Below are 18,657 nucleotides of genomic sequence, written 5' to 3' on the forward strand. Positions count from 1 at the left end.
TTTGCTTAACCTTCAGCGATTTTAATTTCTTTTTCAATATCATGACTTTCGAGATCTGCCGATCGATAAGCCGCTGTCGTCGGTAGACGTAAATCAAGTTGCGGCTTTTCTTCGAATGTGACGGTGACGTTCTTAACTGTGTAGTCAAAGACGTGACCACCACCTGCGCGAGCAGCATCGATGAAATGAAGGTGATATCCGGCGACGGCGATACCGTGACCAAATCGTGGTGTATAGTATCCGGCAAGCGTTCCTTCCGTGTGCTCGAACGTACGAGCGCTTTGAGAAGCGACAGCTTCCGTGATTGGAACGAACGGTTTTTCCTGGCGTGCGACGGTGCGTGTCTGAACCTCCGTGAATGTTCCGTCAATCCGGATAGCATAAAAGCTATTGATCGTTGGGAGTTGTTCGTTCAGCCAGTGCTCAAACGTCGCTTTTGACATCTCTTCCGTCACGGTCAGGGTTTGTTCCGGCTCGAAACGGGTTAATGTCGCGAAAGGTGTCGTCGTCTCAGGTTGGAGCGGTCGAGCACTACCATCTGAGCGGAGTTGATAGAATTGACCATCGAATCCAATCATCTCACCGTCTAAGTGGTCAAACGTTCCGATACCGAAATCACGTTGATCAAGGACGGAAGCATACGTGACTTCACTCTCAAATACGCCGTCAAGCAGTGCCATCATCGTTGAAATCTGGACGAGTGTTTTATCGTGTGCCATGTGAATCCTCCTTAGTTCAATTGATCGAGATGAACTTGTTCTCCGAGCGCGATGTTGTCACGGTAATCGATCGGTACATCGACGATGACGGGACCGTCTGTCGCGAGTGCTTCATCCATGATCGCGGCTAGTTCAGATGGATGATTGACGCGAAGTCCTTTTGCTCCAAAGCTCTCAGCATATTTGACGAGATCAACGTCACCAAATGACGTACCGGATTTCCGTTTGTATTTCATCTCTTGTTGGAACGCGACCATATCGAATCCGCTGTCGCGCCAGACGAAGTGGACGAGTGGTGAGTTCAAGCGGACAGCTGTCTCAAGTTCCATTGCAGAGAAGAGGAATCCGCCGTCACCTGAAATCGAGACCGCTTTTTTTCCTGGACGTACGAGTGTTGCCGCGATTGCCCAAGGAAGTGCGACGCCGAGTGTTTGCATCCCGTTACTAAAGAGAAGGTGGCGTGGTTCATATGAACGAAAATGACGTGCCATCCAAATATAGTGTGAGCCGACATCGACCGTGACGGTGACATCGTCCGCAATTTTTTCACGCAACGTCTTCATGAAATAAAGTGGATGCGTCAACGGAGAATCCGCGACAGGAGGAACATCACGATCGACAAGACGTTGATGCAATCCTTCAAGGAACTGAACAGAGCTTTCAGGTAATGTGAGTGGTCGTAGGCGTTCAGCGATCGCATCGACGGTTTTCGCCATATCACCGACAAGTTCACGGTCTGGACGATAGAAGTGGTCAATTTCAGCGCGCATTTGATCGATGTGGACAAGCGTGCGGTCGTGCGTCGGTTGGTTCCAGAATTTCGGATCATAGCCGATCGGGTCATAGCCGATCGAGAGCACGAGATCCGCCTCTGCGAGTAATGCGTCACCCGGTTGGTTGCGGAACAGTCCGACACGTCCATAGAAATTCGATTCAAGTTCACGTGATAATGTGCCGGCTGCTTGGAATGTCTGAACGACAGGAATCGAGACGTTTTTGAGTAACGAACGAATCGCGTGTACGACGTCTGGTTGACTCGCGCGCATACCGAGTAACAAGACAGGGAGTTTTGCCTCTTGAATCAGACGGGCTGTTTCATCGACCCATGCTTCTGGTGCAACGCCGAGCTTTGGAGCTTCAACCGCACGGAACGCTGTGACGTTCGCTTCGCTTAGCCCGACGTCTTGCGGGATACTGACGAAAGCAGCTCCAGCTGTCGTTTCAGCTGTTCGGAAAGCATTCGATAATACTTCTGGAATGTTGTCGGCATCTTGTACTTCCGCGCTGAAGTTCGTAATCGGTGTAAAGAGTGCCTGATTGTCCATCGACTGATGTGTTCGTTTTAAACGATCGGCCCGTGTGACAGCTCCGGCAATTGCGACAACAGGGTCACCTTCAGAGTTCGCCGTCACAAGACCAGTCGCTAAATTCGATGCCCCAGGACCAGATGTCACAAGGACGACACCCGGTTTGTCCGTCAAGCGTCCGATGGCTTGAGCCATGAAGGCAGCGTTTTGTTCGTGGCGTGCAACAATGAGTTCAGGTCCCCGGTCCTGTAACACATTGAAGACGGAATCGATTTTGGCGCCGGGAATACCGAAGATGTAATCGACACCCTGCTCGATGAGTGAATCGACGACGAGATCCGCACCTGTTTTCTTCTGTACTAATTCTTTTGAATCGCTGTTTTTATTTTCGTTCATTACAATTCTCCTTTTTACCAACGTTTTTGGTGTTCGATAGCTGTAATAAATTATCTGTTTCAAAAAAAGTATACATCTGTTTCATGGTAAAACCAACCTAAAATCATTTAGAAAATAAAAAAGTACCTTGTGTATGATTACACAAGGTACAGAGATTGCCCTTATTCGACGTCGACTTTTCCGAAAGTCGCCCAGACGAACAAAGCAGTGATTCCCAAGACGAGAACGATGGGAGATGCCCAACTAATCAAGAAATCATCCACAGTATAGCCCTCCTTTTCGGTTCTTACGTACCTTAAGTGTATTAGAATGCTCACTATTTCTCAAGTGACGAACTGCTGAACATTCTTCGATAGGAAACGAAGAAGTTCTTATATAATTACCCGAATCATGATAAACTTATCTGCGGATAATTTAAGTTTGGAAAGGATGAACGATAGTGCGTTTACGACATAAACCATGGGCGCAGGATTATATGAAGGAACAATCCTCGATCTATATAGCAGAACCAGCATCTCTTAAAGGAGCATGGGCTAGCGAGTTCAAGAATGATAACCCGATCTACATCGAAGTGGGATCAGGGAAAGGAGCATTCATTACCGGAATGGCGCACCAACACCCGGATATCAACTTCATCGCGATCGAACTATTCGAAAGCGTTGCCGTGACGATCGTTCAAAAATTGGTCGAAACACCACAATCGAACGTTCGCGTCTTGACGGTCGATGCAAAAGACTTACGTGATTACTTTGAAAAAGGTGAAGTGTCCCGCGTGTACTTGAACTTCTCTGATCCATGGCCAAAGACACGTCATGCGAAACGCCGCTTGACGTATAAAACATTCCTCTCGACATATGAAGATATTTTACCAGCGAAAGGTCAAATCCACTTCAAGACAGATAATCGGAAGTTGTTCGAATCGAGTTTGATGACGATGTCAGCATACGGCATGCGCTTCGACTGGATGTCACTTGATTTACATGCGAATGAACCGGAAGATAACGTCCGAACAGAGTACGAAGAGCGTTTTTCATCAATGGGTCAACCGATTTATCGGATGGAAGCAACGTACCAAAATTAATTTAGACAAAAAGTTTTCTTATTTTCCTGGTATTTCTTTCACACTTTTTTCTTATTAATTGGTACAATGTTGTTGACTGAAGAACTTGTACTTATAGGTAAAGGGGGAATTTGGGGATGTGGCAGAAAAGCTTAGCCTTCGTAACGGCGCTCTTTCTCGCATTAAGTATCGGTCAATCGGTACTTGCTGCGGTTGATACCTCAGAAATGACGAAAGCATTAGATGAGGAATTACCAACGACGCATTACGATTATAAAAAAGGTTCGGTCGAAATCGAGGATCCGAAGACGTTCACGAATGAAAAAGGAGAAGAAGTCATCGGCGGGATCGCTGTCATCGAGACAGTCCGTGACGGCATCTTCATCACAATCAAACGTGAAATCCACTTCTTCAATGCCGATAGCGGTAAATTGTTGACGAGTGCCGATGCTGCAAAAGTTGATGGCGTAAAAGAATACATCGACAGCAACTCGGATAATCTTCATCAAAAAGTTGTTTACTGGTTACCGGTACTCTTGATGTTGTTGATCATCGCTGTACCAGCGGTCATCTTATACATCGTTGTTCCACGTCTATACTCGACGACGGAATACATGAACCCGATCTACGAACGCAACGACAACCCGCGTTAATTAAGAAAAAAGCCTCTATCCAATCGGATAGGGGCTTTTCTCATGCAAGCAACACGAAGATGAAAGCGAGTATGGCAGGTAGGCCTTGTTTGAGTAAAATGGAGCGATTGGCAGTCACGGCGCCATAAAGCGCAGCGATGATGACGCACGCTAAAAAGAATAATTGGATGGCAACATCCTCCCGAATCAGACCAAATACTAGTCCGGCTGCTAAAAATCCGTTATATAAGCCTTGATTCGCAAAAAGTGTCCGAATTTGTTGTGATGCAACAGCTTCGTCCGTTAAACCGAACGTTCGACGAGCCGCTTTGGAAGAAAGAAAGAACATTTCAAGTGCTAAAATATAAAAGTGTTCCAAAGCAACGAGGATAACAAACAGCGTAGCAAGAATCGACATGAATCATACCTCCTTCAGATGAACGTGGAAAAAAGACCGTACTTCGTCGATCGAAGCACGGTCTTTTGATTAAGCGTATTCGAGTAAAGCGCCAGTTTCGGCATCAACTGTGAATTGATACGTTTTTTCGTCATCACCTTCAAGGACCGAGATGCCACCTTTGTAGCTTTGGTAGTCACGTGACTCATATGCGTAAGCCTCTGGTGTTGCAGAGATCCATGCACCTTGGACACGTCCTTTTGCTGAAAATGTGCGTTTCGTGATTTCGAGCGCTTCCTCGGCAGAAAGTTGTTTGTTATCAACGGCTTTCTTCACTGCGAAAGCGGCGACGACAGCTGCTGCCAATCCGATAATCCAATAGCGTTTTTTCATTAAAATTCCCCTCCTTACAGGTTCTATTCCTACTGTACCAAATAATTCGTTCAGAGAGAAACAAAAGGTTAAGTGATAGAAGCAATTTTTTGTATAATGAGAAGCAGGAGGCGATACATATGAATGAAAAAACGAGAGAGTTATTTCGAACACTGACGGAATTAAATGGGGCACCAGGGTTTGAGCACGACGTTCGTCAGTTCGTTCGCGAGCGCATCACACCTGTCACGGATGAGATTGTTACGGATGGACTTGGTTCGATTTTCGGAAAACGAACAGGCGATGCGACAGGACCGAAAGTCATGGTTGCCGGGCACATGGACGAAGTGGCATTCATGGTGACGCAAATCACGAAGAACGGAATGTTGCGGATTCAACCGCTCGGTGGCTGGTGGAGCCAAGTGTTGCTTGCGCAACGCTTCTCGATCTGTACGGACAACGGTGTCATCCCTGGTGTCATCGCATCGATTCCACCACACTTATTGACAGAAGAAGTGCGCAATAAGCCAATGGCGATCAAAGACATGTTCATCGATATCGGTGCAGACTCAAAAGAAGAGGCAGAATCGTTTGGAGTACGTCCAGGTATTCCTGCCGTACCATTCTTCCCGTTCACACCGATGGCGAATCCGAAGAAGATCATGGCGAAAGCATGGGATAACCGCTATGGTGTTGGAATGGCGATTGAATTGTTGGAAGAGACGACAGCGGCGGATCATCCGAACATTTTGTTCTCGGGTGCAACGGTTCAAGAAGAAGTTGGATTGCGCGGTGCGCAAACAGCGACGGCACTCATCGATCCCGACGTCGCGTTCGTCGTCGACGCTTCTCCTGCCAATGATGCATCAGGAGACAAAACGGAATTTGGTCAACTCGGACAAGGACCATTGCTTCGAATTAAAGACAGTGTCATGATCCTCTCAAAAGAGATGACGGATTACGTCCTCGATACGGCAGAATCGAACAAGATTCCGTACCAATATTATGTCGGTGCAGGTGGAACCGATGGTGGTGTCATCCATCGTTCAAATAATGGGATTCCAACGACAGTCGTTGGTTTACCAGCACGCTACATCCATACGCATGCATCGATCATGCATACAGATGATTATGATGCGGCGAAGGAATTGCTTCGGAAACTCGTCACGAACCTCGATACGACGACACTCGCGACGCTACAAGTCAAATGAATGACATGACAGACAGTGGATGTGAATCCGCTGTCTGTTTTTGTTTAATAAGAACGACGTAAGCATGAACTGTCTTGTCAGTTGGAAAAACAATGTAGTCGGATAGAAAGGAGATTTGATATAATGATACGCGATGTTAAGAAAAGGACGTGACAAGATGTTCAAACAAAAAGGGATCTCACTTAGCCCTAAAGTATATTTCATCACCGTATTAAGTTATATGGCACTTGGTTTGTTTAGTTCGTTGATCATGGGTCTCATCATCCGAACGATTGGTGAGGGACTGGTCGATCGTGGTTTAGAGGCGAAGTTCCTCATTCAGTTAGGAGAGCAGGCGATCGCACTGACTGGGCCAGCAATCGGTGTTGCTGTAGCGTTTGCGCTTGAGGCACCACCGCTGATCTTGTTCGCAGCAGTTGCCGTTGGTGCGTTCGGATATGAAGCAGGAGGACCAGCAGGTAGTTACATTGCAACGCTTCTTGCGACAGAGATCGGAAAACTCGTTTCAAAGACGACGCGACTCGATATTTTATTGACGCCGTTCATTACGTTACTAGCCGGATTCGTTGCCGGACGTTACGCAGGAAAGTGGATTGGGAAAGGGATGACGGATCTGGGTGAGTTGATTCGTTGGGGAACGGAACGCGAACCATTATTCATGGGAATTTTCGTTGCTACCGTCATGGGTCTTGCATTGACGGCGCCGATTTCGAGTGCCGCGCTTGGAATCATGCTTGGTTTGGATGGACTTGCTGCAGGGGCGGCGACGATCGGTTGTGCGGCACAGATGATTGGGTTTGGCGTCATCAGTTACCGTGATAACGGAATCGGTGGCGTGGTTGCCCAAGGGATTGGTACGTCGATGTTACAAGTAGGGAATATCATTCGAAATCCTTGGATTCTTCTACCGCCGACTGTAGCCGGCGCAATCCTAGCGCCATTTGCGACTGTTCTGTTGATGCTTGAGAGCAATCCGGAAGGTTCTGGTATGGGCACGAGCGGATTCGTTGGTCCGTTGATGTTATTAAAAACGATGGGGTTCGAAATGGAGTATTATCTAGCAGTCGCTGTCCTCTGTTTCCTTGCGCCTGGCATCATCAGTTATTTCATTTATCGCCTATTACGACGTCTCGGTCGGATTCAAGATGGCGATTTAAAAATCGAATATTAAATACAAAAAGCTGATTCTAAAGGATACGCCTGTTTGACCGGATGGTGGACGAACAAGCATATGACTTTTTGAATCAGCTTTTTTCATAAAGAGAATCCGAATGAACTTGAATAAAAACTCGTAAAGAAAACATAGAGGTAAATGAGGTAAAGTGGAGTCAAATACCGCATGCGTACGACGGGCAATTTTCGAGCGAGTCGTTTTCCGAGTGCTTCGAGTAAAATGATGATCGCAAAACCGACGACCAAATACAAAAAGATTTCGGGTAAGCTTCGTTCGGAATCAATGAAGGAATAGCCGTAACGTAAACAACTCGTCATGCCAACGAAGCCGACGAAGCGTTCGAACGGATGTTTGATTGGTTGATCTGCCATAGTGAAGTCCTTTCCAGGTGTTTTCTAGTTGCAGTATAGCAAACCAAGCACGAAAACGCACAGTCACAATTGAATATGCTATGATGAGGGCAATGACTTCTAGGGAAATCAAAGGAGGAAATCATCATGAAAACATTACAATCCAAACAAGAATTCGATACAGCAAAACAAGGAAATGCCGTCTTTTTATTCTCAGCAAACTGGTGTCCGGATTGCCGCTTCTTAGATCCGTTCATGCCGGAAATCGAGCAAACATTTAACGGCTTCGAGTTTTACTATGTCGATCGAGATGATCATATTGAAATTGCCCAGGAAATGGACATCTTCGGAATTCCGAGTTTTGTTGCATTCCGCGATGGTGAAGAGACAGGGCGTTATGTCGGGAAAGAGCGGAAGACACCAGAACAGGTGACAGCATTTTTAGAGACGGTTTAAGAAAAAAGCGAGCGCTGACTCGCTTTTTTTAATGATAGAAAGGATGAATTCGAATGGAACTACAACAAATCCGAAGAATGATGACACAAACATTTGAAGAAGAAGGGTACACGACATATTTCGATCGTGAAAAGTCTGTATTACGAATTGAGCGAAAGAACGATAAATCAGGCGTTGATGTCGGATTGAATCCGCTTGTCGCAAAAGCAAAACGAAGAGGTGTCATCGCAGTCGAAGAGACGATCGAATATATCCGTGCTGTACTCGGACAAACGGATCAAATCTCACTCGTTGGACAAGAGCAAAAAATCTTTCCTGTCATTCGCGCTAAATCGTTTGCCGATACGACAAAAGAAGGAAAGACGCTCGTCAGTACACCACATACAGGTGAGACGAAAATCATGTACGCGCTTGATCTAGGAGCGACGTATCGTTTGATTGATGAGGAGTTACTAGCGTCTGCTGAATGGACAGCTGAACAGCTATCAGAAGCAGCGCGTTTTAATGTGAAATCGCTTGATGCGCCATTTAAACAAGATGAAGTCGCGGGGAATATCTTTTATTTCTTGAGTCTCGGCGACGGATATGAGGCGAGTCGTGTTTTGAACAAGACGTTATTAGCAGATTATGCGGCGCAAATCGAAGGAGAATTCGCTGTCGGGATTCCGCATCAGGATGTGCTGATTTTCGCGGATATTCGTAATGACGCCGGATATGATGTCTTACAGCAACTGATGTTTGACTTCTTCTCGAACGGGCGTGTACCGGTCACAGCATTACCATTCTTATATGAAGATGGCAATCTGGAACCGGTCTTCGTCCTTGCGAAAAACAAGCAGCCGAAAGAGTGAAGAATCTGATACAATAGGCATTGTGAGAAAGACGGAAGGGAGTCATGGATTGAATGAATGTGTTTTATAATAAAGAGGGCGTCGGTGACGTCTTAATGATCATTTTGGAAGACGCACCACGTGCGGAAGTGACAGCGACTCGTGAAGGAGACGTAGCAACTATCAAGCATGGTGATCGTGTCGTCGGTTACAACCTGTTTGATGCTTCGACTACGTTTACGATCGAGACACAAGGGCCGGTTGAATTGACGGAAGAATTGGCAACAGTCATCCAAAAGGAACTGGCGAATCGAGATATCGAATTGTCACTCGAACAATTGGATTATTCTCCGAAATTCGTTGTTGGGTTCGTTGCTTCTTGCGAGAAGCATCCGGATGCTGATAAATTATCGGTCTGTCAGGTAGAAGTAGATAACGGAACTTTACAAATCGTTTGTGGAGCACCGAATGTAGCGGCGGGTCAAAAAGTAGTCGTTGCTAAACCGGGAGCGGTCATGCCGTCTGGGTTAATCATCCGTCCTTCGGCGTTACGCGGCGTACCATCAAGTGGTATGCTCTGCTCAGCGCGTGAGCTCGGACTTGTCGATGCACCACAAGAAAAAGGGATTCTTGTACTCGATGATACAAAAGCAGTAGGGGAAGCATTCTCAATCGGTCGATGATTCGACCGATTTTTTAACAAGATGGAGGGGTGAACGTATGAGTAATCGTTATGAACAGTCACTAAAAGAGCAGGCTGCCCGGATTCGTCGAGAGCTTGCAGGGGAACGTGAGACAAAGCCGGTGGAACGTCCGAAAAAAGAGGAGCGTGAAGATCGCTTCGTTTTAACGGATGTGCCTTCACCGATTTATGGATTCCAACGTCCGAAGCAATCTGCATCGGAAACCGTAAAAGCTACGGAAGAAACGGAAACGAGTGAACAGGTTTCGGAAACAGTCGAAGAGGGAAATACTGATGAGGTTGCTTTGACGAATCAAGAACTAATCGCGCCAGAAGTCGTATTAGACGAAGCGGAAGCAGATGCTGGTCTTGTACCGGTGACGGACGTCGAATTACTTATACCGGAACCTCACACAAGTGAAGAGTTCGTGAGAGAAGAAGAGCCGACCGTAACAGAAGTAGAAGAAACGGACGAAACTGAAACATCTTCGAACAGTGAGACGGTGGAACCATCAGTTGTTCCGACAGAGACATCAAGTGAAGAGTCTGCTGATGAAAAAGAAGCTGAGCAACAAGTGGAGAGCTTCGCACCGACTTTTGATACATCTGTTACTGAGGTCGATAAACCTGTTCAGTCGGAAGTGAAAAAACCGGTCGGACCGCCTGTCAACGTCGTCATGACGACGAAAGACTTGATGGCGATGTATCGCGCACGTCGAGAACAAAATAATTTACATGGTAAAAAATAAATCGGTTTGCTATAATGGTACAGGTTTTGTACCCGAGCCCGATGGTACGGACCGGAACGTGAATTGGAGGGCTTTTATATGACAAAGTATCATTTTGTTGGAATCAAAGGAACAGGGATGAGTGCGCTCGCCCAAGTACTACATGAGATGAATCATGAGGTGCAAGGTTCAGACATCGAAAAGCACATTTTTACTGAAGACGCGTTACGGGCTAAGGGAATTCCATTTTTCCCGTTCAATGCGGATAACATCAAAGAAGATTATGTCATCATCCAAGGGAATGCTTTTGGAGATGATCATCCAGAAATCGCACGGGCAAATGAACTTGGTTTAACCATCCATCATTATTACGATTTCTTAGGACATCTAGCAAATGAATATCGTTCGGTCGCCATTACAGGCTCACACGGAAAAACGTCGACGACAGGTTTGCTTTCACACGTCTTGAGCGGTATCACGCCGACAGCTTTCTTGATCGGAGACGGGACAGGGGCAGGAGTAGAGGATGCGAAAGCATTCGTCTTCGAGGCATGTGAATACAAACGTCACTTCTTATATTACAAGCCGGACTACGCTATCATGACGAATATCGACTTCGATCATTCGGATTATTTCACAGGAATCGATGACGTCGTTTCGGCATTCCAAGAAATGGCGATGCAGGTTAAGCAAGCGATCGTTGCTTGTGGAGATGATGAGCATCTTCAAAACATTCAAGCGAATGTACCTGTTCTCTATTATGGATTTGGAGAAAACAATGATTTCCGCGCGGAAAACGCGACGTCAACGCCAGATGGTACATCATTTGATGTTTATTTACGTGATGATTTCTACGGCACGTTCCTCATTCCAGGATTCGGTCGTCATCATGTCTTGAATGCACTCTCTGTCATTGCGATCTGTCAGTACGAAGGATTGAGCAAAGACGACGTTGCTGAACGTTTAGCCACATTTGGTGGTGTAAAACGTCGCTTCAGTGAGTCGGAATTCGGCACACAAATCTTAGTAGATGACTACGCGCACCATCCAAAGGAAATCAGCGCGACGATTGAGTCGGCACGGAAAAAATATCCGGACCGTGAAGTCATTGCGATTTTCCAACCGCATACGTACACACGCTTGAAATCATTCATGGATGATTTCGCGACTTCTTTACGTGAAGCAGATGCGACATATCTATGCGAAATCTTTGGATCGGCACGTGAGCAGGAAGGGCAAGTTCGCGTCGAAGATCTGCAGGAGAAAATCCCGCAAGCTTCTATTCTGACGCGCGACAACGTTTCTGTTCTACGTCAGCATGAAAATGCTGTGCTTCTGTTCATGGGAGCGGGCGACATCCAAACGTATCAGCATCAGTATCAAAGTGTGAAATAAGCAACAGATCAAAAAGCGTCACTCGACCGGAGTGGCGCTTTTTTTGTCGTAATTTTGAATTATGATAGTAATTTCAAAAAACCGATGAGGAAAATCTAAAATAGGATTGCATCTTGAAATAAAGTTTGAAATAGTGTGTATGTGTTGAAGTTATTAACAGAAAGGAAAGACACCATGGGACAGATTTTACTCATCTTATTGCTCCAGTTGATTTACGTTCCTGTTTTGACATTACGGACGATCATGCTCGTCAAAGGGCGGACTGTCATTGCCGGATTATTTGGCACAGTCGAAACATTGATTTACATTTTTGCACTAGGAATCGTATTCCAAGACTTAACGACACTCGGCATGGTCGTTTACGCGCTTGGATTTGGTTTAGGAATACTCGTCGGTGGATATGTCGAGCGAAAACTCGCCATCGGTTACAATATGATTCAAGTGCATACGCAAGAATTTCCAGCGGAACTGATTCAAGTCATTCGCGATAATGGTTTTGGCGTGACACATTACCAAGGTCAAGGACGAGACGGTGTCCGTTACCGGTTAGATGTGCTCGCGGCTCGAACACGTATGAAAGTGCTTCGTAATCTCGTCGAAGAATACGAACCGAAAGCATTTCTCGTAGCATTTGATTCCGTCGACTTCAAAGGTGGGTATATGTTGAAAGGATTAAAGCGTCCTCGATAGAGCACTTTTCCTGAGAATGATGTTTATTCTTTGTTATTTAAGGATAAAGATGAAATAGAACGTCATTTGAAATCAGGAAAGGGGAATATCAGATGATTAGTAATCATGCAAAATCAGCCTTGAATCAACAGGTAGCAAACTATGGGGTACTGTTCGTCAAACTCCACAATTATCATTGGTACATTAAAGGACCAGACTTCTTAACGCTTCACGAGAAGCTTGAAGAACTTTATACATGGGTGTCTGAACAATATGATGTTGTTGCAGAACGTCTACTGATGAATAACGGAACACCTTCTGCGACACTGAAAGAGTATTTAGAGCAAACGACGCTTGAAGAAGCGAAATCAGGATTATCGGCAGATGAGATGATTGATTCCGTCATCAAAGACTTCCAACAAGTCCGAAAAGAGATGCTCGATGCGATTGAACATCTTGAGGCACAAGACGTGACGGTTGAAGATGATTTACTTGGTCAAGCGAAGGAAATCGAAAAACAAATTTGGATGCTTCGTGCGACATTGAAAAAATAAGATAAAGAAAACGGATGACCCCGTCCTATGTAGGACGAGCCATCCGCTTTTTCTTATTTCAGGTTTTCAGGATTGAGGACTTCGAGTTCTGGAAGGACGAAACGACCGTCTTTACGGATCAATACGTCGTCGAACCAGATTTCTCCACCACCGTAATCGGGACGTTGGATGTTGACGAGATCCCAGTGAACGGATGAGTCATTACCGTTGTAGGCTTCTTCGTAAGCTTGACCTGGTGTGAAGTGGAAGCTACCATCGATTTTTTCATCGAATAGAATATCCTTCATCGGATGCTGAATGAAAGGATTGACGCCGATCGCGAATTCGCCGACGAAACGGGAACCAGCATCTGTATCGAAGACTTGATTGATCCGATCTGTATCGTTCGCTGTTGCTTCGACGATTTTACCGTCTTTGAACGTTAGTTTGACGTTTTCAAACGTGAACCCTTGATATGGAGACGGTGTATTGTACGAGATGACACCGTTGACCGAATCCTTGACCGGTGCCGTAAAGACTTCACCGTCTGGAATGTTGGCATTTCCAGCGCATTTGATGGCTGGGATATCTTTGATCGAAAACGTTAGATCCGTTCCTTGTCCGACGAGACGAACACGATCCGTCCGGTTCATCAAGTCAACGAGTGGTTCCATCGCTTGACCCATTTTTTCATAATCAAGCGTACAGACATCGAAGTAGAAGTCTTCGAATGCTTCTGTTGATTGGTTCGCAAGTTGCGCCATCGATGCGGTTGGGAAACGAAGGACGACCCATTTCGTTCCTTTGACACGATCTTGTGTGTGCATCTTACCGATCGTTTGACCGTACAGTTTCATCTGTTCAGCCGGCACATCTGATAATTCATTGATGTTATTACCAGCACGTAGTCCGATGTATGCGTCCATCGCTTGCATTTGCTTGCGTTCGATGTCTGCCATCAATTGGAGTTGCTCTTCTGAAGCATTTCGGTATAATTTTCGTAGGATACGATTATCCTTAAGTAAAACGAACGGATGACCGCCAGCCGCGTAGGCAGCTTCAACGAGTGCCTCGACCAGTTCGCGTTCGATGCCGAAGTTTTCAATCAATACTTTTTCACCAGGTTCAAGGGCAACCGAATAGTTAATGAGATTCGTTGCCAGTTGAGTAAGACGTGGGTCACGCATGAAATTTCCCCCTCGAAATGGATGATATAGGTTTCAATTATCATTGTAACGGAAATAAACCATTTGGAGTAGCAGGAACGACTTGCTACATGTCGAACTAACAACAAAAGACTATGCAAAAAATTGGAGGCAAGAACCATGGAAATCACATTAGGCGGAATCGCCGGATTAGTCGCTGCGATCGCATTCGTAGTGCTCGTCATTTTCCTTGCCCGTGTATTAGGTGCTGCGAGTAAGACGCTCAGCAATGTAGCCAACACGACAGCAGGACTTGAACGTCAATTAGACGGTATCATGATGGAGACGACAGCGTTGTTACATAAGACGAATCGTCTGGTTGATACGATTGAAGAAAAAACAGAATTGCTTGCACCTGTCGCAAACTCGATCGAAGAACTCGGTACGTCTCTAAACAAAGTGACAGATTCTGTCCGGACAGTATCCGATACGGTTGCTGGTGCGGCAGATACGAATAAAGAACAGATTGCGCAAGCAGTCCGTTGGGGCTCAGTCGCTGTAGAACTATTTAAGAAAAATAAGCCGACAGAGACTACGGTTCAAAATCATTCGACGGCAACGACGACGGTTGAGAAAAAGCCACGTCGTCGATTCCGGAAAAAGGCAGAGGCGCCGGTCACACCGGAAGTCGTGTCAGTACCGGACGTTGAAAGCATTCCAGATGAGTTGAAGGGAGATCGTAAATCATGACGAAACAACACCCATATCAAGCACAAGATTCTTCTAAAGGAGGAGGCTTCCTTGCCGGAATCATCGTTGGTGGATTGATTGGTGCTGCGGCAGCTCTCCTTTCTAGCCCAAAATCAGGTCGTGAAGTACGCAATCTGATTGACGAGCGTACGGCTCCTGCCCGTCAACGTTTGACGGAACAGACACAAGTCGTCCGCGAAAAAGCGGAGCCACTCGTAGGTGAGTGGATTCAACTAGCGAAAGATAAGGCAGCACCTGTCATTGAAAAAGCGAAAAACAATTCAACGGTTCAAGAAGCGGCTCAATATGCGGGCTTTGAGAAGGATCAGGCAAGCATCGATGCTGCTCTCGCGGAAGCGGAGCAACTCGTACGGGACATCGAACGTGAAATCGGCGACGAAGTCGATGGGGCGTCTGTTGCAGAAGAAATCGACACGGAGACGGTCGTTGAACTTTCGGAGTTACGTGAACAGTTAGCAGACGAACAAGAGGAAGACAATGATCCACAGTCTGATGTGAATCATAAGAAATAATCAATACATGAGGAGCTCTCATCATGAGGGCTCTTTTTCTATGTTTCCTTATAGAGGAAACATAAAAAAATTATATGAAAAAACGTAATTTATTTTCATATTTTAAGAAATCATGCAGCTTCTTTATGTACAACAGGGAAAGAGTTCGCTATAATTAGTTGCTATTACGAGCTATATGCTGATTAGGGAGTGGTAGGACATGGATCAACATGCAGAATTAAAAAGATTACGTGATGAACTCGATTTAGTGAATGCAGAATTATTGGAATTGATGAACAGACGAGGTCAAATTGCCGTTGAAATCGGAAAAGTTAAACGAGCACAAGGGCTTGATCGATACGACCCTGTTCGAGAACGTCAAATGCTCGAATCAATTGCCGCTAATAACCATGGACCTTTTGAAACAGGACGCCTTCAGCATGTATTTAAAGAAATTTTCAAAGCTTCTCTCGAATTACAAGGAGAAGATCGGACTCGGAAATTACTCGTATCACGGAAACAAAAACCGACGAATACGATCATCCGGATCGGAGATGCCGTCATCGGAGACGGTTCACAACAATTGATCGCTGGACCGTGTGCGGTCGAGAGCGAAGAACAAGTATTTGAGGTCGCGGAACAGCTCGCGAAACATGGCGTGAAGTTCATGCGAGGCGGAGCGTACAAACCACGTACATCGCCTTACGACTTCCAAGGTCTAGGACTCGAAGGTCTAAAGATGTTGAAAAAAGCAGCGGACGCGCACGGTTTGCATGTCATCACTGAAATCATGACACCGAGCGCCGTTGAATCTGCTTTACCATATGTCGACATCATCCAGGTCGGCGCACGCAACATGCAAAACTTCGATTTACTCAAAGAAGTCGGTCGGACGAATAAGCCGGTTCTTTTAAAACGAGGTCTTTCTGCAACGCTCGAGGAATTCATGTACGCGGCTGAGTACATCATGGCGAGTGGTAACGATCAAGTCATCTTATGTGAGCGTGGTATTCGGACGTATGAACGTGCAACACGGAACACGCTTGATATCTCAGCAGTTCCGATTCTGAAGCAAGAGACGCATCTTCCTGTCATGGTCGATGTCACGCACTCGACAGGACGTAAGGATTTACTCTTGCCAACAGCAAAAGCGGCATACGCGATTGGGGCAGACGCTGTCATGGTCGAAGTCCATCCGTTCCCAGCACTTGCGTTGTCTGATGCGAATCAACAACTCGATTTCCAAGAATTCGATACGTTCATCGAAAACTTGACGACTACCTTTCCGGCACTAAACGTTCAATGATTTCCGAAAAAGGGTAACCTAAAGCGAATGAAAACGTTTTACAATGAAGGAAGAATGGGAAAAGAAAACTATCTTTTCCTGTCTTCCTTTCGTGTTGCCTAAAAATGAAAACGAAATGAAAACACTTGAGATGGATCATACTAAAGGAGGAATTTGTTTTGAATAGTAATATTACGATTTACGATGTCGCGCGAGAGGCTGCTGTTTCGATGGCGACCGTATCGCGTGTCGTCAACGGAAACCCGAATGTCAAACCATCTACACGAAAGAAGGTCCAAGACGCAATCGAACAGCTTGGTTATCGTCCAAACGCTGTTGCCCGTGGACTGGCAAGTAAAAAAACAACGACGGTCGGTGTCATCGTGCCCGATATCTCGAACATCTTCTTTGCGGATTTAGCACGCGGGATTGAGGATGTCGCGACAATGTATAAATATAACATCATTTTATGTAACTCCGACCAAAACCGGGAAAAAGAGATTCATTTGCTCAATACATTGCTCGGAAAACAGGTTGATGGAATCATCTTCATGGGCGGACGTTTGCATGAGGATCTCGTTCGGGAGTTTAAAACATCACCGGTTCCGATCGTGCTTGCTGCAACGTTGAATCAAGATTATGATCTTCCTGCCGTCAACATCGATTATGAGAGTGCTGCGCACGATGCTGTTAAGTCTTTGATCGACCGTGGACATGAACGGATTGGATTCATCACTGGACCACTCGAACAGCAAATCAATGGTGAAAAGAAATTTGCTGGTTATCGCCGAGCACTCGAAGAAGCAAATCTTCCGTTTAACGAGCAAAATGTCGTCCTTGGAAACTATACGTATGATTCAGGAATGAAGGCGATGAATCAATTGCTTGAACTTGGAGAAGATTGCCCACGCGCGATTTTTGCTGGAACGGATGAGATGGCTCTTGGTGTCATCCATGCCTTACAGGATGCCGGACATCGTGTACCGGAAGACTTCGAAGTTATCGGACACGATAACACACGTCTTGCGACGATGATTCGTCCGAAACTGACGACTGTCGTTCAACCGATGTATGATATCGGAGCAGTCTCGATGCGTCTATTGACGAAAATCTTGAACAAAGAAGAAATTGAAACGAACGATGTCACGTTACCACACCGGATCGAACAACGGGATTCGACACGTCCTTAATCGAAAAAACGTCTCTTCTCTCAAGCAAGCTGCTTGAAAAAAGAGACGTTTTTTTATTTCGCGACGGTGATAAGTTCATCTTGATGATGATGGAGTTGGTCATTTTCGACATGGAGTCGAACCGTCGTCTGACCAGGTGCAGTCAATGTCACTTTCCCGCTGTAGGCATCACCCTTTTTTTCTAGAGGAACGTAGTTATGCTTTTCAATGCCCGTTTCAATGACTTCCACTTGTACGTTCGCTTTTAGAGGTTTTCCATCAAGGAAAACATGAAAGGAGACGGGGAGTTCAGCACCGGCTTTCACTTTTGTTGCGCCCATGTAATGAACAGACAGACCGTCGATGGCTTCGTGATCATGTCCATGCTCGTGCGATGCTTCCTCTTGTTCATGTGAATGATCCATGACAACGAATGAGATCTTATCCATATGATGGAGTCCTTTTTTATCATTGATATGATATAGTCCTTCATATTCACCTTCAGCGAGTTCAGCTTCTGCTTGATAAGAACCCGTCTTTTTCAAGGTTGCCTTGAACTTTTGATGGGCACCGTCTTGTTTTCCGGCTTCCCAAACTTCAAATGTCACGTCCTCAAGGTTAACTGGTTTCTTTTGTTCGACAGCTGACGCTTTAAAAACAACGGCTTCATCTTCCATTGTCTTCGCTGGAACATTGACGTTGACCTCGACCGTAGGTTTTCCTGACCCTTGCATGTTATCGTGATCCATTGCCTGCTTTTCATTGCCACACCCTGCGAGTACGATCCCCGTCGACAGAATAAGACCGGAATAAAGCCATGCCTTTTTCATGATGATTCCCCCAACTATTATTCATTTACTAAGTAAAAATTCCATATTTAGTATA

Annotated in this window: 22 protein-coding genes; 15 read left to right on the forward strand and 7 right to left on the reverse strand. The window is 45.7% G+C overall.

Going from position 1 to position 18,657, the window contains the following annotated elements:
• Nucleotides 1–5 precede the first annotated feature (5 nt).
• Nucleotides 6–719: an acetolactate decarboxylase gene (budA, locus tag EXG77_RS04040; RefSeq protein WP_023469089.1), complete on the reverse strand. Its 714-nt coding sequence runs from the start codon at nt 717–719 to the stop codon at nt 6–8.
• Between the two features lie 11 nt (nt 720–730).
• Complete coding sequence (alsS, locus tag EXG77_RS04045; RefSeq protein ID WP_035396478.1) at nt 731–2,422, reverse strand: acetolactate synthase AlsS; 1,692 nt, start codon at nt 2,420–2,422, stop codon at nt 731–733.
• Between the two features lie 439 nt (nt 2,423–2,861).
• Here alsS and trmB point away from each other — a divergent pair, with 439 nt between their 5' ends.
• Together trmB and EXG77_RS04055 are read left to right on the forward strand one after the other, a co-directional pair.
• Nucleotides 2,862–3,503, forward strand: coding sequence for a tRNA (guanosine(46)-N7)-methyltransferase TrmB (trmB, locus tag EXG77_RS04050; protein ID WP_023469086.1), 642 nt, complete (start codon nt 2,862–2,864; stop codon nt 3,501–3,503).
• A gap of 116 nt (nt 3,504–3,619) precedes the next feature.
• The gene (locus EXG77_RS04055; RefSeq protein ID WP_035396480.1) at nt 3,620–4,135 is read left to right on the forward strand and encodes a hypothetical protein; all 516 of its coding nucleotides are present in this window, start codon (nt 3,620–3,622) and stop codon (nt 4,133–4,135) included.
• A gap of 40 nt (nt 4,136–4,175) precedes the next feature.
• Here EXG77_RS04055 and EXG77_RS04060 read toward each other — a convergent pair whose 3' ends face one another.
• Together EXG77_RS04060 and EXG77_RS04065 are read right to left on the reverse strand one after the other, a co-directional pair.
• Nucleotides 4,176–4,532, reverse strand: coding sequence for a DUF1304 domain-containing protein (locus tag EXG77_RS04060; RefSeq protein WP_035396482.1), 357 nt, complete (start codon nt 4,530–4,532; stop codon nt 4,176–4,178).
• A 69-nt stretch (nt 4,533–4,601) separates the two neighbouring features.
• Nucleotides 4,602–4,904 carry a PepSY domain-containing protein gene (locus EXG77_RS04065; protein ID WP_012371126.1) on the reverse strand — a complete coding sequence of 101 codons (303 nt, stop codon included), beginning with the start codon at nt 4,902–4,904 and terminating at the stop codon, nt 4,602–4,604.
• Nucleotides 4,905–5,023: 119 nt separating this feature from the next.
• Here EXG77_RS04065 and EXG77_RS04070 point away from each other — a divergent pair, with 119 nt between their 5' ends.
• Both EXG77_RS04070 and EXG77_RS04075 read left to right on the forward strand, forming a co-directional pair.
• Nucleotides 5,024–6,094 (forward strand): M42 family metallopeptidase, encoded by a 1,071-nt coding sequence (locus EXG77_RS04070; RefSeq protein WP_035396484.1) that lies wholly within the window; start codon nt 5,024–5,026, stop codon nt 6,092–6,094.
• A 157-nt stretch (nt 6,095–6,251) separates the two neighbouring features.
• Nucleotides 6,252–7,265, forward strand: coding sequence for a PTS transporter subunit IIC (locus EXG77_RS04075; protein ID WP_035396486.1), 1,014 nt, complete (start codon nt 6,252–6,254; stop codon nt 7,263–7,265).
• A gap of 83 nt (nt 7,266–7,348) precedes the next feature.
• Here the strand turns inward: EXG77_RS04075 and EXG77_RS04080 are convergent, their stop codons facing one another.
• Nucleotides 7,349–7,639: a hypothetical protein gene (locus EXG77_RS04080; protein WP_023469080.1), complete on the reverse strand. Its 291-nt coding sequence runs from the start codon at nt 7,637–7,639 to the stop codon at nt 7,349–7,351.
• A 126-nt stretch (nt 7,640–7,765) separates the two neighbouring features.
• On the opposite strand from EXG77_RS04080, the gene EXG77_RS04085 reads away from it, so the two are divergent.
• The 7 genes from EXG77_RS04085 (at nt 7,766) to EXG77_RS04115 (ending at nt 12,932) form a co-directional block, all read left to right on the forward strand.
• On the forward strand, nt 7,766–8,074 hold the full coding sequence (locus EXG77_RS04085; protein WP_023469079.1) for a thioredoxin family protein: 309 nt from the start codon (nt 7,766–7,768) through the stop codon (nt 8,072–8,074).
• A 53-nt stretch (nt 8,075–8,127) separates the two neighbouring features.
• On the forward strand, nt 8,128–8,925 hold the full coding sequence (locus EXG77_RS04090; RefSeq protein ID WP_052017091.1) for a DUF1444 domain-containing protein: 798 nt from the start codon (nt 8,128–8,130) through the stop codon (nt 8,923–8,925).
• A 53-nt stretch (nt 8,926–8,978) separates the two neighbouring features.
• Nucleotides 8,979–9,587 carry a YtpR family tRNA-binding protein gene (gene ytpR / locus EXG77_RS04095; RefSeq protein ID WP_035396490.1) on the forward strand — a complete coding sequence of 203 codons (609 nt, stop codon included), beginning with the start codon at nt 8,979–8,981 and terminating at the stop codon, nt 9,585–9,587.
• 37 nt (nt 9,588–9,624) lie between these two features.
• Nucleotides 9,625–10,335 carry a hypothetical protein gene (locus EXG77_RS04100; protein WP_035396493.1) on the forward strand — a complete coding sequence of 237 codons (711 nt, stop codon included), beginning with the start codon at nt 9,625–9,627 and terminating at the stop codon, nt 10,333–10,335.
• 78 nt (nt 10,336–10,413) lie between these two features.
• The gene (murC, locus tag EXG77_RS04105) at nt 10,414–11,709 is read left to right on the forward strand and encodes a UDP-N-acetylmuramate--L-alanine ligase (protein WP_023469075.1); all 1,296 of its coding nucleotides are present in this window, start codon (nt 10,414–10,416) and stop codon (nt 11,707–11,709) included.
• A 174-nt stretch (nt 11,710–11,883) separates the two neighbouring features.
• A complete protein-coding gene (locus EXG77_RS04110; RefSeq protein WP_023469074.1) occupies nt 11,884–12,399 on the forward strand; it encodes a DUF2179 domain-containing protein in 516 nt (171 codons plus the stop codon).
• A 92-nt stretch (nt 12,400–12,491) separates the two neighbouring features.
• Nucleotides 12,492–12,932 carry a DNA starvation/stationary phase protection protein gene (locus EXG77_RS04115; RefSeq protein WP_023469073.1) on the forward strand — a complete coding sequence of 147 codons (441 nt, stop codon included), beginning with the start codon at nt 12,492–12,494 and terminating at the stop codon, nt 12,930–12,932.
• Between the two features lie 53 nt (nt 12,933–12,985).
• Here the strand turns inward: EXG77_RS04115 and EXG77_RS04120 are convergent, their stop codons facing one another.
• A complete protein-coding gene (locus tag EXG77_RS04120; protein ID WP_035396496.1) occupies nt 12,986–14,098 on the reverse strand; it encodes an aminopeptidase in 1,113 nt (370 codons plus the stop codon).
• Between the two features lie 138 nt (nt 14,099–14,236).
• Between EXG77_RS04120 and EXG77_RS04125 the strand changes: the two genes are divergently transcribed.
• The 4 genes from EXG77_RS04125 (at nt 14,237) to ccpA (ending at nt 17,793) form a co-directional block, all read left to right on the forward strand.
• Entirely contained in the window at nt 14,237–14,806 is a 570-nt protein-coding gene (locus EXG77_RS04125; protein ID WP_035396498.1) for a DUF948 domain-containing protein, read from the forward strand.
• A complete protein-coding gene (locus EXG77_RS04130) occupies nt 14,803–15,339 on the forward strand; it encodes a YtxH domain-containing protein (protein WP_035396501.1) in 537 nt (178 codons plus the stop codon). The genes EXG77_RS04125 and EXG77_RS04130 overlap by 4 nt, the downstream gene beginning before the upstream one ends.
• A 199-nt stretch (nt 15,340–15,538) precedes the next feature.
• Nucleotides 15,539–16,624, forward strand: coding sequence for a bifunctional 3-deoxy-7-phosphoheptulonate synthase/chorismate mutase (locus EXG77_RS04135; protein WP_023469069.1), 1,086 nt, complete (start codon nt 15,539–15,541; stop codon nt 16,622–16,624).
• 158 nt (nt 16,625–16,782) lie between these two features.
• Nucleotides 16,783–17,793 (forward strand): catabolite control protein A, encoded by a 1,011-nt coding sequence (gene ccpA, locus EXG77_RS04140; RefSeq protein ID WP_023469068.1) that lies wholly within the window; start codon nt 16,783–16,785, stop codon nt 17,791–17,793.
• A 53-nt stretch (nt 17,794–17,846) separates the two neighbouring features.
• On the opposite strand, the gene EXG77_RS04145 is transcribed toward ccpA, so the two are convergent.
• Nucleotides 17,847–18,602 (reverse strand): FixH family protein, encoded by a 756-nt coding sequence (locus EXG77_RS04145; protein ID WP_119182605.1) that lies wholly within the window; start codon nt 18,600–18,602, stop codon nt 17,847–17,849.
• Nucleotides 18,603–18,657 lie beyond the last annotated feature (55 nt).

Origin of the sequence: Exiguobacterium sp. OS-77 (assembly GCF_000414195.2) — a bacterium.
GTDB classification, from domain to species: Bacteria; Bacillota; Bacilli; order Exiguobacteriales; family Exiguobacteriaceae; genus Exiguobacterium_A; species Exiguobacterium_A indicum.

What these genes read in the sequence shown, in the direction of transcription:
- budA (WP_023469089.1), bottom strand. Translation starts at nt 719, where the DNA reads ATGGCACACGATAAAACACTCGTCCAGATTTCAACGATGATGGCACTG.
- alsS (WP_035396478.1), bottom strand. Translation starts at nt 2,422, where the DNA reads ATGAACGAAAATAAAAACAGCGATTCAAAAGAATTAGTACAGAAGAAA.
- EXG77_RS04055 (WP_035396480.1), top strand. Translation starts at nt 3,620, where the DNA reads ATGTGGCAGAAAAGCTTAGCCTTCGTAACGGCGCTCTTTCTCGCATTA.
- EXG77_RS04060 (WP_035396482.1), bottom strand. Translation starts at nt 4,532, where the DNA reads ATGTCGATTCTTGCTACGCTGTTTGTTATCCTCGTTGCTTTGGAACAC.
- EXG77_RS04065 (WP_012371126.1), bottom strand. Translation starts at nt 4,904, where the DNA reads ATGAAAAAACGCTATTGGATTATCGGATTGGCAGCAGCTGTCGTCGCC.
- EXG77_RS04070 (WP_035396484.1), top strand. Translation starts at nt 5,024, where the DNA reads ATGAATGAAAAAACGAGAGAGTTATTTCGAACACTGACGGAATTAAAT.
- EXG77_RS04075 (WP_035396486.1), top strand. Translation starts at nt 6,252, where the DNA reads ATGTTCAAACAAAAAGGGATCTCACTTAGCCCTAAAGTATATTTCATC.
- EXG77_RS04080 (WP_023469080.1), bottom strand. Translation starts at nt 7,639, where the DNA reads ATGGCAGATCAACCAATCAAACATCCGTTCGAACGCTTCGTCGGCTTC.
- EXG77_RS04085 (WP_023469079.1), top strand. Translation starts at nt 7,766, where the DNA reads ATGAAAACATTACAATCCAAACAAGAATTCGATACAGCAAAACAAGGA.
- EXG77_RS04090 (WP_052017091.1), top strand. Translation starts at nt 8,128, where the DNA reads ATGGAACTACAACAAATCCGAAGAATGATGACACAAACATTTGAAGAA.
- ytpR (WP_035396490.1), top strand. Translation starts at nt 8,979, where the DNA reads ATGAATGTGTTTTATAATAAAGAGGGCGTCGGTGACGTCTTAATGATC.
- EXG77_RS04100 (WP_035396493.1), top strand. Translation starts at nt 9,625, where the DNA reads ATGAGTAATCGTTATGAACAGTCACTAAAAGAGCAGGCTGCCCGGATT.
- murC (WP_023469075.1), top strand. Translation starts at nt 10,414, where the DNA reads ATGACAAAGTATCATTTTGTTGGAATCAAAGGAACAGGGATGAGTGCG.
- EXG77_RS04110 (WP_023469074.1), top strand. Translation starts at nt 11,884, where the DNA reads ATGGGACAGATTTTACTCATCTTATTGCTCCAGTTGATTTACGTTCCT.
- EXG77_RS04115 (WP_023469073.1), top strand. Translation starts at nt 12,492, where the DNA reads ATGATTAGTAATCATGCAAAATCAGCCTTGAATCAACAGGTAGCAAAC.
- EXG77_RS04120 (WP_035396496.1), bottom strand. Translation starts at nt 14,098, where the DNA reads ATGCGTGACCCACGTCTTACTCAACTGGCAACGAATCTCATTAACTAT.
- EXG77_RS04125 (WP_035396498.1), top strand. Translation starts at nt 14,237, where the DNA reads ATGGAAATCACATTAGGCGGAATCGCCGGATTAGTCGCTGCGATCGCA.
- EXG77_RS04130 (WP_035396501.1), top strand. Translation starts at nt 14,803, where the DNA reads ATGACGAAACAACACCCATATCAAGCACAAGATTCTTCTAAAGGAGGA.
- EXG77_RS04135 (WP_023469069.1), top strand. Translation starts at nt 15,539, where the DNA reads ATGGATCAACATGCAGAATTAAAAAGATTACGTGATGAACTCGATTTA.
- EXG77_RS04145 (WP_119182605.1), bottom strand. Translation starts at nt 18,602, where the DNA reads ATGAAAAAGGCATGGCTTTATTCCGGTCTTATTCTGTCGACGGGGATC.